Origin of the sequence: Dyadobacter sp. Leaf189 (assembly GCF_001424405.1) — a bacterium.
Taxonomy (GTDB): domain Bacteria; phylum Bacteroidota; class Bacteroidia; order Cytophagales; family Spirosomataceae; genus Dyadobacter.
In genome coordinates this window covers 1,083,000-1,095,663 of record NZ_LMPS01000001.1, presented here as the reverse complement: position 1 = coordinate 1,095,663, position 12,664 = coordinate 1,083,000, and the positions used below count along the sequence as shown (strand labels likewise).

Genomic DNA, 12,664 nt, shown 5'->3' with positions numbered 1-12,664 from the left:
AGAATAAAATTACATAACTGTTTGATCAGATACCTTTGCTCAGTTCAAGCATCCGGGCGACTGATTCATAGGCTTTTAACCTGACATCCTCCGGCACAAAAATCTCCGGCTGCTCATAATAAAGTGCATTATACACCTTTTCTAATGTGTTCATCTTCATGTAGGGACATTCTGAACAGGCACAGGTATTATTATCAGAGCCGGGCGCAGGTATCAGCTTTTTGTCCGGTACCGACTGTTTCATTTTATGCAAAATACCGGCTTCGGTCGCCACGATAAACTTGGTATGCGGCGATTCCTTTACAAACTTTAACAGTCCCGTTGTTGAACTTACGAAATCGGCTTGTTTCAGGATATCCTCTTTGCATTCAGGATGCGCGATCAGCAATGCATCCGGGTTTTCTTCCTGAAGCTGCTTTAACTTTTCACGCGAAATATCAATATGCACAATGCAGGCTCCATCCCATAAAACCATCTCGCGGCCTGTTTTGTGAGCCACGTACCGGCCCAGGTTTGCGTCGGGAGCGAAGATAATTTTCTGATCTTTCGGCAGACTTTCCACGATCTGCAATGCATTCGAAGAAGTACAAACAATATCTGTCAGCGCCTTAATCTCCGCTGAGCAGTTGATATAGCTGATTACAATGTGATCCGGATACTGGGCTTTGAAGGCAGCGAATTTATCAGCAGGCGCAGAGTCAGCGAGTGAGCAGCCTGCATTCAGATCAGGAATGACCACCTTTTTATCAGGACTCAGGATTTTGGCAGTTTCACCCATGAAGTGCACTCCGCAAAACACGATCATATCCGCCTCGGTAGCTGCTGCCTGCTGGGAAAGGCCCAGACTGTCGCCAATGTAGTCAGCCAGATCCTGTATTTCAGCATCTACATAATAGTGTGCGAGGATAACCGCATTCTTTTCTTCCTTTAATCTCTTGATCTCGGCAATCAAATCGATATCTTCTGCAACTGCCTCCGTAACGTAGCCGTAACGGTTTACCTGATCTTCAATAGTAGTCATTCTGGTGAATAATTGGCTTTAATGGATCTTAAAACTCTATTTCGAAATTACAACATTAAAACCAATCCAGGGCAAAGAAAGTGCGGCACCCGGATAAATGAAAAGCCGCAGAGGCGATCCCTGCGGCTTTTTATTGACTATCGATATCTATTTACTATAAAATCCAGCGGAAAAATGCATAGAGTGTACCTGACAAAAGCATGGTAACCGGCAATGTAAGTATCCAAGCAATCACAATATTCCTGATCGTGCCGCCTTGCAGGTTTTTCACACCTTTACTTGCAACCATTGAACCCGCAATACCCGAAGAAAGTACGTGCGTGGTACTTACCGGAAGCCCCATATAAGATGAAACGCCGATTGTACTCGCTGCTACCAGCTCCGCAGATGCCCCTTGGGCGTAAGTCAAATGCTGCTTTCCGATTTTCTCGCCAATCGTTACAACAATCCGCTTCCAGCCCACCATTGTTCCCAAACCAAGTGAGAGGGAAATCATCAGAATAACCCAGTCTGGGGCATAATCCGTATAGCGCCTGATCCCGTTTTCACTGCCAGACTGCATTTTCAAATATGCAACATCAGCAGAGTTAAGGTTGGCGTGACCATTGTCCAGAATTGTCTTTGTATTGCGGCTGATCAAAAGCAATGAGCGACGGGCGTCCATTCTTTTTTCCATGGGCAACTTATGCTCCGGGAGTGAATCGTTTATCTGCACTGTGAGGTTTGCGACTTCCTGTTTGATAGTGGCCAGATGCAGGCGGTCCGTTACAGACAGTCTTGACGAATCAATTCTGCCCACTGCCTGCTCTATTCCGATCAGGTCTGACTTCATTTTGCTTGGATCCAGACTGTTGTCCAATGCGAAATGAGCAGGAACAATTCCGATCAAAATCAGCATTACCAGTCCAACTCCCTTTTGACCATCATTGGAACCATGGAAAAAGCTTACAAGCGTACAGGTAGTAATCAAAATCACACGTATCCAGATCGGAGGCGCCTGATTCTTTTTGGGTTCGCTGAAAACGATCTCACGCAGCGGCTTGGAGAGCGAGCGGCGCAGTATGAACATAATAATAATCGCAAGTGCAAAACCGAAAATCGGTGAGGTTAGCAGCGACATGAAGAGTTCTTTCGCCTTGGACCAGTTGACACCGGCAGCATTTGAATTTTCAGGCATGAATGTGAAAGCCAGTCCCACACCCAGAATGGAGCCAATCAATGTATGTGAACTTGAACTCGGCAAGCCAAAATACCAGGTGCCCAGGTTCCAGATGATCGCGCTGAAAAGCAATGCAAAGACCATGGCGGCGCTGTGGTACACATTCTGGTCGATCAGCAGTTCGACCGGTAGCAGGTTAACAATTCCCATTGCAACTGCAATCCCTCCAAAGAAAACACCGCAGAAATTCATAAAACCCGACCAGATAACGGCTACATTCGGTTTTAGTGAATTTGTATAAATCACAGTTGCTACTGCATTGGCAGTATCGTGAAAACCGTTAACAAATTCGAATGCGCAGGCTGCTAAAATGCTAAAAGCGAGGAGAATAAAAATGTCGGTTTCAAGACCAAACATAGAAGAAGTATATAAGTTTATCTATAACAGCACAAAGCTACTTATTCTTAAGCGATGCAATATTAACAAATTGTTAAGCCAAACTCCTAGGCCGTTTCCTTATTAGCCAGCTGACCGCAAGCTGCATCGATATCTTTTCCACGACTTCTTCTTACGTGTACTGACACTCCCCGATCTTCCAGAAAGCCCGCAAATTTATCAAGCTTATCCCCCTCTGTGTTCTTGAAATCAGCTTCTGCAATCGGATTGTACTCGATGATATTCACTCTCGCAGGCACTTTCTTCGTAAACTCCCAAAGCTCTTTCGCATCCTGCAAAGTATCATTGAAGTTATTAAAAACGATATATTCGAAAGTAATACGGTTACCTGTTTTTCGGTAGAAATAATTCAGAGCCTCCGCCAGGTTTTCCAGTGAATTGGATTCGTTGATCGGCATAATCTGATTTCTTTTTGCATCGTTGGCCGCGTGCAGCGACAATGCAAGCCGGAAACGCACCTCATCATCACCCAGCTTTTTGATCATTTTGGCAATACCAGCAGTAGAAACCGTGATCCGCTTCGGCGACATATTCAAGCCCTCGGGAGAGGTAATGTGCTCGATGGATTTTAAAACATTGGTATAGTTCAAAAGCGGCTCGCCCATTCCCATGTAAACAATGTTGGTAAGAGGCGCATTGAAGCTCCCCTCTGCCTGCTTGGCAATGGCGACTACCTGGTCATATATCTCACCTGCTTCAAGGTTACGTTTGCGGTCCATATAACCGGTAGCGCAAAATTTACAGGTTAAGGAACATCCTACCTGGCTGCTAACACAAGCAGTCATTCTGTCCGCTGCGGGTATCAGCACACCTTCTACAAGGTTGCCGTCAAAAAGGCGGAAGGCAGACTTGATCGTACCGTCGTTGCTTTGCTGCTGCTTGGCAACTTCCATTGATCGGATCACGAAATGCTGGTCCATCAACTGGCGGGTACCGAGCGAAAGATTGGTCATTTCGGCAAATGAATGCGAAGATTTTTTCCAGATCCATTCATAAATCTGTTTCGCTCTGAAAGCTTTTTCACCATGCTCCGCCATCCATTGTTTCAGCTGATCAACGCTCATTTTGCGGATATCCTGCTTTTCCTCTAATCCGGTCATTTTATATTATTTGGTCAAATGCGGGGTGCATTCAACCTGTTTTAACTGCAAAGTTATTGAAAATCAATATCGAAAGCTTAACCCTGGGCAGATTCTGAAAGTTCAATCGTCCAGATATTCACGCTTCCATTCACTGATCAGCGCCGTACCGTCGGGCATCAGCGCCAGGGCTTTGGTGATCAGATTAGGGGCAATAGGTACTACGAGCGGGTAAATGTAAGTATCGTCTGTGCGGTGCGCGGGTATTTTCACCCCGATCATATCCACCAGCCAGAAAAACACACTGATCCCAAAAACCCAGGTAAAAATGCCCACCATAGCGCCGGCAAAACTGTCGAAAGTACCCAGGATAGAGTACCGGAGTGAGCGCCGGATCATGTAGCCAAACTGGTTTAACAAAAATATGGTAGGAAAGAAAATCGCCGAAAATCCAATGTAAGGCAAGATTTTCTTCGCCATATTATCGCTGAAATAAGGCGTGAGCACTTCCATGCCCAGCCCTAAAAACTTAAATCCAAGTACCATCGCCACCGCAAATCCGGCTATCCCGATGATCTCGATCAGCAAACCTTTACGGTAACCATGCAAAGCTCCCCAGAGGAGCGGAATGAGGATGATCACATCCAGTAACTTCATGCGAGCAATCCCTTCACCAATGCTGAAACGACTTTACCTTCTGCCTGTCCCGCAAGCTCCTTGGTAGCAACGCCCATTACCTTGCCCATGTCAGAAGGCCCTGATGCGCCTACCCTGGCTATAATTTCCTGCAATTTCGCTTTCACTTCCTCTTCGGAAAGTTGCTTAGGTAAAAACTGCTCGATTATCGCCAGTTCCGCTTCTTCCTTTTCCAGCAAGTCGGCGCGATTCTGGGTTTTGTAGATATCCGCAGATTCACGACGCTGTTTGGCAGCTTTGGTCAGCAATTTTAGTTCGTCATCAGCAGAAAGCTCGCCGCTGGCGCCGCCTTTTGTTTCTTCCAATAAGATAAGCGATTTGATCGCACGCAGCGCCCGGAGCTTATCCTGGTCTTTGGCCCGCATTGCATCTTTTATTCCCGACTCGACTTGTGTTTTTAGAGACATGTTTTTTTAATGTTGAATGACTGATTGAGTGAATGAGTGAATATCTTTTGAAGGAGTGAATTAATGGGTATGTTAATGAGCGAATAGGTTGGTTTTTCGATCTTTACAAAGGTTTGGTGTTTGTATTGAGGATGGGTTAGTTGTTTGTACGAAGCGTTTCTGACAAGCTTCTGGTGAAATTTGCCGGCAACAAAACTAAAATAATCCTCCCAATTAACCCTAATTTAGCACTACCTGATAATTCGAAAGCACACATTCAAACATTCACTCATTCAATCATTCACTCATTCACTCATTAAACAATGACTCGCCTAAGCGTTAATATCAACAAAATTGCCACCCTTCGTAACTCACGCGGCGGTGATAATCCTAATGTATTAAAAGTCGCGCTGGATTGTGAGCGGTTTGGTGCGCAGGGAATAACAGTTCACCCCAGGCCCGATGAGCGACACATCAGGTACCAGGATGTGTACGACTTGAAAGAGGTAGTAACTACTGAATTTAACATCGAAGGAAATCCGTCAGAAAAGAAGTTTGTAGAGCTTGTTCTAGCAAACAAACCCGACCAGGTAACGCTGGTTCCTGACGCATTGCACGCAATTACTTCCAATGCAGGCTGGGACACTATTAATAATAAAAGTGAACTGACAGATCTGATCCACATCTTCAAGTCTGCCGGCATTCGCGTATCCGTTTTTGTAGATCCCGACGAGAAAATGGTGGAAGGCGCCAAAATATGCGGCGCAGACCGTGTGGAACTTTATACGGAACCTTATGCCGCAGGTTATTTTGAAAACAGACAAAAAGCAGTCATACCATTCGTAGCAGCAGCTGAAACTGCCAGAGAAGTTGGGTTAGGTTTGAATGCCGGCCACGACCTCAGCCTCGATAACCTGCGTTTTCTAAAACAAAGTATTCCCTGGCTGGACGAAGTTTCCATCGGCCACGCCCTGATCTCGGATGCATTGTACCTGGGTCTTGAAAACACAATCCAAATGTATTTGCGGGAGCTGGAATTATAGATTTACCAGCCCTGGCGATATTCCCTCTTTACAAATTGGTTGGCGACATCGAAATTGGTGATCTTCATATTAGCCCCGTCCCAGATCAGTTTTTGCCGGCCAGGGAATGTAAATCCTTTTCCATCTGCTTTGGCTTCGCGGTGCAGGTAAGATCTTACGGCTAGGTTACCCATTAAAACGATCTCCGTTAGTGGGCCTGCCTGGTCGAAAGAAGAGCTGGTGTACGCACCGTAACCTTTCTTACAAGCCTGCACAAACTGCTGCTGGTGCCCCTGCCAGTTTCCGGCTACCAGAGCCCTGGGTTTCACATTCAGCCTTACATTTTCGAATTTCTTCTCAGGCCAGAGTCTCGGATTTTCACCGAACATTTCTGCACTTAATATCCCCTTTGTACCTATAAACAACATTCCGCCATCCACACTGCCGAAGACCGTTTTATAATCACAACCGTCGGGCAGCTGCGGCCGGATGCCGCCGTCGTACCAAGAGAAACTGATTTCTTTTCCTGGGGTTTTGGATGCAAATTTCAGGTGAATGGAAGTCGAAGGCGGACATACATCGTCGAAGAAAGCCTGACTGAAAAAATCCGCGTACACGGAACCGACGCTGCATTCAACAGAAGTAGGATAACCCAGCTTCATGGCACGAAAAGGCACATCAATGAAGTGACAACCCATATCGCCCAATGCACCTGTACCGAAATCCCAGTAGCCACGCCATCTAAACGGCATATATGCTTCATGGTAATCGCGCTTCGGTGCAGTACCGAGCCAAAGGTCCCAGTCGACCTCCTTAGGCACAGGCTGAGATTCGCCCCTGTCTTTAGGTGATTTTACACCCTGCGGCCACACCGGCCGGTCGGTCCATACTTCAATCTTATATACATCACCCAGCACACCCGATTGCACAATCGCTTCTGTCTGCCGGGTACCGTCGCTGCTGCTGCCCTGATTTCCCATTTGAGTTACCACCTTGTATTTGGCGGCCGCCTGGGTTAATGTTCTGGCTTCCCAAATGTCTTTGGTAAGCGGCTTTTCCACATACACGTGCTTTCCCAGTTCAATGCAAGAATTGGCGATCGGGAAATGCATGTGATCCGGTGTTGTGATCAGGACAGCGTCAATATTCTTTGCTTCCTTTTCCAACATTTTCCGGTAGTCTTTATAATAAGGAGCATTCGGAAACTGCTTTCTGTACTTTTCGGATTGCCGGTCGTCTACGTCGCAAAGCGCGACGATGTTTTCGGCTCCATTATTATAGGATTGCCGGATATTCACATCCGCCTTTCCACCGCAGCCTACCGCAGCTATATTTAATTTGTCACTTGGCGGGATAAATCCTTTCCCTAAAACGTGGCGGGGCACAATCATGAAGCCTGAGGCCGCCAGTGCCGCTGCTTTTACAAATGCCCTGCGGCTGTGATCCTGTGAGCTTGACTTTTGATCTTCCATTGGTCCGGACACGGGCTTTTTAAACTAACCCGCTTACCCGAAAAAGCCTGCCGATTTCCAGCCCTACTATTTGCCGCCGAAAGTTTCAGCTATTTTCATCGCAACACCCATATCACCGTCTATTTTAAGCTTGCCCGTCATCAGCGCCATCATCGCGTTCAGGTCGCCATCAATCAGTTTCAATGCGTTTTTTGTAGATACCTCGAAGGTGGCATCGGCTTCGGTATCATCGTTGGAAACTGCATTCGGAATGGATTTCCCATCGACGTAAACCACACCTTCTTCGGTCACAAACTTGGCAGTTGCACCAAGGCCGCTATCGGTTCCAAGAATATTTTTAATGCGTTCGGTCAGAATTTGAAGGCTCATCAGAAGTAGTTTTTCGTTGTTATGTATTAAGTGAAACTGAAAGGACAAAAGTATATTTGACTGTAAGAATATTCAAATCGCTTTGGTCTTTTCATCGAAATCCGCAAATTTTACAAAGCAGAACGAACTGATCTGCTGATTATCCTACTCAATGAGTGATCCCGTAAAACGTCCGACTTTCCTTACAATATTGTGTTTTCTCACCTTCATGAGTTCTGTTTCAGGGCTTTGGACACAATCAGAAAGATTATGGAGTCCGGGAGTAATGGCAGACAGGACCCGGGAAACATTTGAAACTGTCAGAGAGAGCGTCGATAAGCAGAACACAACTGCCGACACCGAGACAATGGACAAGATGTTCGAAGCAGTGATCGAGCAAACCACACCGGAATCCATCAAAACAGGCGCGATTATCATGCTGATCTTCGAATCACTCTCTCTTTATGCTGCTTACCTGATGTGGAACCTTCAAAAAAAGGGATATTACCTTTACCTGGCGGGCATCGGAGTTGCATTTCTTGCACCGCTTTTCCTCATTGGCGGCTGGCTGGGAGTAATTACAGCAATGGCAGGAGTTCTGATCAGTACTTTTATGGCAATCCTGTATGCTTTCAACCTGAAGCATATGTACTGAACTTCCCCCCGGCATTCGCCTCAATCACATAGCATTCATTATCTTGAAATTGGAATGTAAGCTCTTGCTTTCCACGAAGAAAAGATTTTATTTTGCGCACTAATTTTGAATCGAGAAAATGGCTTTAATTAACAAGATCAGAGAGAAATCCGGGGTTGCCGTGACGGTAATCGCTATCAGTTTAATTCTTTTTATGGTTGGGGGCGATCTTTTAGGTCCCAATTCAATGCTGGGCGGAAGTAATAACCAGGTTGTAGGTGAGATCGCCGGCAAAGAAATCAATATCAAGGACTTTCAAAGTCGGGTTGACGGCTTTCGCCAGAACTATGAAGCACAGTCGGGCCGCAGCCTGAACGAAAATGAGCTCGCTTCACTGAGAGACCAGGCCTGGAACCAGTTTGTGGTTGATATTGCATATAAGAAACAATTTGATGAGCTCGGTCTTACTGTGACAGATGAAGAATTGTACGATATGGTACAAGGAAATCACATCAGTCCCTCGATCTTGCAGGCTTTTTCAGATCCTACAACAGGAAAGTTTGATAAAAATGCAGTTATCAATTACCTGAAAAACCTGAAAACACTTCCGATTGAACAACAGAAATCATGGGAGAACTTCGAGAAAAGCCTTCGCGAAGAACGCACCCGTACCAAATACGAAAACCTGCTGCGACTTTCTACCTATACTCCGAAAGCACAGGCAGAGAAAGAATACATAGCACAAAATACCAAAGCCAATTTGCGCTATTTGTATGTACCTTATTTCTCGGTTGTTGATACTACCATTAAAGTAACGGACGCGCAGCTTCAGGACTACCTGAGCGCACACCGGAAAGAATACAAAGGAACGGATACGCGTTCAATCGAGTACGTTACCTTCCCGGTTCAGCCAGCGAAAGATGACAGCGCGGCGCTTTACTCCGAAATCAAAGAACTCGCAAGAGGTCTGGCGGCTGCTCCTAACGATTCTGCATTCGCAAGTATGAATTCGGACATTCCGCTTCCGATCAATATGTCACTGGCAAATATGTCAGACCAGTTGAAAGAAGCTGTGAAGACATTTGTTCCAGGTGGCGTTTACGGACCTTACCGCGAAGGAAATACCTATTATATCTACAAATACGGCGGTACAAGAAAAGATACAGTAGCTTCTGCAAGAGCAAGCCACATTCTGATCCGTCCTGAAAACCAGTCTGACTCAGCGAAGGCAGCAGCACGTACAAGAGCAGAAAGTATCCTGGCGCAGATCAAAGCGGGAGCGAACTTTGAAGCACTTGCAGCTACTTCCAGCGCAGATCCCGGATCAGCACAGCGTGGCGGTGACCTGAATTATTTCCAGAACAACGGCGCAATGGTGAAACCATTTGAAGACGCTGTTTTCTCAGCTACTGCTCCGGGCCTGATCCCAAGAATTGTAGAAAGCCAGTTTGGATTCCATATTATCAAGGTAACAGATCCAAAATCGAACACATTATACCACATTGCCGCAATCGGAAAAACAATCGCTCCGAGCCAGGCAACACGTGACGAAGCTTACAGAAGAGCTGACGAGTTTGTAAACTCTGTAAAAACAAGACAACAATTCCAGGAAGCTGTTAAAAAGAACAAAGCACTGGTAGTTGCTACTGCTAACCGCGTTCCTGAATCAGCAACGAATATCAATGCGATTCAGAATGGACGTGAAATCGTAAGATGGGCATTCAAGAAAGACTCGGACGTAGATGATGTTTCTCCTGTGTTTGAAACTGAGGAACAATATGTTGTAGCAGTGCTGACTGGTAAGTCTGACGCGAAAGAAGTGAAAGTAGACGATTTCCGCGACGAGCTTACTACCAAGGTAAGAAACCAGATCAAAGCTGAACAGATCACTGCCAAATTGAAAGGTGCAACCGGCGACCTGGATGCAATTGCTAAAAAATACGGCGCCGGCGCATTGGTTGAATCTGCAAACGATATTTCACTGGCTACCGGCTTCCTTACAAGCGCAGGTTTCGATCCTATCGCATTGGGTAAAGCTTTTGGCTTGAAGGCAGGTCAGAAATCAGATGTATTTACAGGTGAAAATGGTGTCTTCATTGTTGAACTTCTTAATAAAACAGAAGCTCCGAAAATTGCAGATTTCACGCAGTACAAAACACAACTGACGCAATCTCTCGAAAGCAGAATGTCATATCTAGTAAACGAAGCGATTCGTGAGCACGCCAAAATCGAAGATAACAGAGCTAAGTTTTTCTGAGATCAAATAAAAAAATCTTAGGTTGAGAGGAGCAGAAATGATTTCTGCTCCTCTTTTTATTTCAGACTTACAATAAATTCAGAAAAAAGTAATAGTATTGTATTATAAAATGTCAATCTTACACTTATAGTTAAAATGAGCATCTTACTCGGAGAACAGGAGTACTTTAAAGGAGTCGGGAAAATCGCTTATGAAGGTCCCGAAACGGATAATCCGCTGGCATATCGGTGGTATGACGAAAACCGTGTGATCGCGGGGAAAAGCATGAAGGAGCACCTTCGGTTTGCAGTGGCCTACTGGCACACATTCTGCGGCTCGGGCCTCGACCCGTTCGGAGGTCCTACCCTATTCTACCCGTGGGACCAGAAGTCTGACGCGGTAGACCGGGCAAAAGACAAAGCTGACGCTGCATTTGAGCTGATTACGAAACTGGGTCTGCCTTACTACTGCTTCCATGACGTGGACGTAGTGGATTATGCAGATGATGTTAAAACAAACGAAAAACGCCTGCAAACTCTGACCGAATACCTGGGCCAGAAGCAGAAGGAATCGGGAGTTAAATTGCTTTGGGGTACAGCCAATTTGTTTGGCCACCACCGTTACATGAATGGCGCTTCTACCAACCCTGACTTTGCAGTAGTAACTCACGCAGGCGCGCAGGTTAAAATGGCATTAGATGCAACAATCGCATTAGGTGGAGAAAATTACGTTTTCTGGGGCGGTCGTGAAGGATATATGACGCTTTTGAACACTGACATGAAGAGAGAGCAGGAGCACTTTGCGCAAATGCTTAAAATCTCAGTAGCTTATGCACGTGCCAATGGGTTCAAAGGTAAATTCTTCATTGAGCCAAAACCTTGCGAGCCAACGAAACACCAGTATGACTACGACGCAGCAACAGTAATCGGCTTCCTTCGCCAGCACGATCTGCTCGGCGATTTCGCATTGAACCTGGAAGTAAACCACGCGACACTTGCCGGACATACTTTTGAGCACGAATTGCAGGTTGCAGCTGATGCAGGTATCCTCGGATCAATCGATGCGAACCGTGGAGACTACCAGAATGGATGGGATACTGACCAATTCCCGAACGATCTTGCAGAATGGACAAAAGCATTACTGGTAATCCTTAAAGCAGGCGGACTACAAGGTGGTGGTATCAACTTTGACGCGAAACGTCGTCGTAACTCGACTGATATGGAAGATGTATTCCATGCACACATTGGTGGTGTCGATACAGTTGCAAGAGCACTTGTTGTTGCCGACAAAATCATCCAGAATGGAGAATACGACAAGATCCGCACAGACAGATATGCCAGCTTCGACGGCGGCAAAGGTGCTGAGTTTGAAAAAGGTGCATTAAAACTGGAAGATCTTTTTGAGCTGGCAGCTGCAAATGGCGAACCGGCGATCACATCAGGAAGACAGGAGTACCTGGAAAATCTGATCAACCGTTATATCTAAGATTGTCAGCATTATAAATAAAAAATGGCCGGCTATAAACCGGCCATTTTTTATTCTATATCTTCAAATTAGTCCTGCTGACTTAGCTCCTTGTCAATAGCAACAACCCGCTGCTGCACTTCTTTCTGCACAGTTTCAAGTCGCTTATCCTCCATTGGTTTCTGCATTTCAAGGATATTAGCCTGTAATAAGTCGCGCTCTTTGGTAAACTTATCCTTTCTTTCAGTCAGTCGCTGTTTGGAATTACCATCTGCCGACTTGAGTTTTTCATCCAGCTTTGTAATGCGCTCCTGGATCTTAGCTTCACGTTCTTTCAGGGAATTCAGATAATCCTGCTGCTTCTCGTTCAACTTTGCATTCGCTTCAAGCAAATCCTCTTTCGCGTCTGCCATTTCTTCTTTGCTGGTATCGCCCATTGCCGAAGTTTCCTCAGCAGCTTTAAGTGCATCTTCTTCTGCATTGGCAAGTTCCTTTCTGTCCTTTTCTGCCGAATTGCAGCTCGCAAGTGAAGCACCCATTACTACCATCGCGCTCAGCACCCAAACATTTACTGTCTTTTTCATAGTTGTTCAGTTGTCAATGAAATTGTTCGTTTTAAAACCGTTAGTTCAAAAAAGTAATGCCACGCCGGTTTTTACAAAAAAATAGGTCCCCGAAATGCGATCAGGGA

Annotated in this window: 12 protein-coding genes; 4 read left to right on the top strand and 8 right to left on the bottom strand. The window is 45.7% G+C overall.

Annotated features, from left to right (window positions below):
* Positions 1-25 precede the first annotated feature (25 nt).
* The 5 genes from nadA to ASG33_RS04650 form a co-directional block, all read right to left on the bottom strand.
* Complete coding sequence (gene nadA, locus ASG33_RS04670) at positions 26-1,021, bottom strand: quinolinate synthase NadA (RefSeq protein ID WP_056280887.1); 996 nt, start codon at positions 1,019-1,021, stop codon at positions 26-28.
* Between the two features lie 154 nt (positions 1,022-1,175).
* On the bottom strand, positions 1,176-2,597 hold the full coding sequence (locus tag ASG33_RS04665) for an inorganic phosphate transporter (protein ID WP_056280886.1): 1,422 nt from the start codon (positions 2,595-2,597) through the stop codon (positions 1,176-1,178).
* A gap of 86 nt (positions 2,598-2,683) precedes the next feature.
* Entirely contained in the window at positions 2,684-3,736 is a 1,053-nt protein-coding gene (gene rlmN, locus ASG33_RS04660) for a 23S rRNA (adenine(2503)-C(2))-methyltransferase RlmN (protein ID WP_056280884.1), read from the bottom strand.
* A gap of 102 nt (positions 3,737-3,838) precedes the next feature.
* Positions 3,839-4,372 (bottom strand): CvpA family protein, encoded by a 534-nt coding sequence (locus tag ASG33_RS04655; protein WP_056280882.1) that lies wholly within the window; start codon positions 4,370-4,372, stop codon positions 3,839-3,841.
* Complete coding sequence (locus ASG33_RS04650) at positions 4,369-4,818, bottom strand: GatB/YqeY domain-containing protein (protein WP_056280880.1); 450 nt, start codon at positions 4,816-4,818, stop codon at positions 4,369-4,371. The genes ASG33_RS04655 and ASG33_RS04650 overlap by 4 nt, the downstream gene beginning before the upstream one ends.
* Positions 4,819-5,120: 302 nt before the next feature.
* Here ASG33_RS04650 and ASG33_RS04645 point away from each other — a divergent pair, with 302 nt between their 5' ends.
* Positions 5,121-5,840 carry a pyridoxine 5'-phosphate synthase gene (locus ASG33_RS04645; RefSeq protein WP_056280878.1) on the top strand — a complete coding sequence of 240 codons (720 nt, stop codon included), beginning with the start codon at positions 5,121-5,123 and terminating at the stop codon, positions 5,838-5,840.
* 2 nt (positions 5,841-5,842) lie between these two features.
* Here the strand turns inward: ASG33_RS04645 and ASG33_RS04640 are convergent, their stop codons facing one another.
* The gene (locus ASG33_RS04640; protein WP_056280876.1) at positions 5,843-7,291 is read right to left on the bottom strand and encodes a Gfo/Idh/MocA family protein; all 1,449 of its coding nucleotides are present in this window, start codon (positions 7,289-7,291) and stop codon (positions 5,843-5,845) included.
* A 66-nt stretch (positions 7,292-7,357) separates the two neighbouring features.
* Positions 7,358-7,660, bottom strand: a complete 303-nt coding sequence (locus ASG33_RS04635) for an SCP2 sterol-binding domain-containing protein (protein ID WP_056280874.1) — start codon at positions 7,658-7,660, stop codon at positions 7,358-7,360.
* Positions 7,661-7,868: 208 nt separating this feature from the next.
* On the opposite strand from ASG33_RS04635, the gene ASG33_RS04630 reads away from it, so the two are divergent.
* The 3 genes from ASG33_RS04630 to xylA all read left to right on the top strand — a co-directional run bounded on the left by ASG33_RS04630 (position 7,869) and on the right by xylA (position 11,994).
* Positions 7,869-8,294: a hypothetical protein gene (locus ASG33_RS04630; protein WP_056280872.1), complete on the top strand. Its 426-nt coding sequence runs from the start codon at positions 7,869-7,871 to the stop codon at positions 8,292-8,294.
* Between the two features lie 118 nt (positions 8,295-8,412).
* The gene (locus tag ASG33_RS04625) at positions 8,413-10,530 is read left to right on the top strand and encodes a peptidylprolyl isomerase (RefSeq protein WP_056280870.1); all 2,118 of its coding nucleotides are present in this window, start codon (positions 8,413-8,415) and stop codon (positions 10,528-10,530) included.
* A 135-nt stretch (positions 10,531-10,665) separates the two neighbouring features.
* A complete protein-coding gene (gene xylA / locus ASG33_RS04620) occupies positions 10,666-11,994 on the top strand; it encodes a xylose isomerase (protein ID WP_056280868.1) in 1,329 nt (442 codons plus the stop codon).
* Positions 11,995-12,062: 68 nt separating this feature from the next.
* Here the strand turns inward: xylA and ASG33_RS04615 are convergent, their stop codons facing one another.
* Positions 12,063-12,557, bottom strand: coding sequence for a hypothetical protein (locus ASG33_RS04615; RefSeq protein WP_056280866.1), 495 nt, complete (start codon positions 12,555-12,557; stop codon positions 12,063-12,065).
* Between the last annotated feature and the right edge of the window lie 107 nt (positions 12,558-12,664).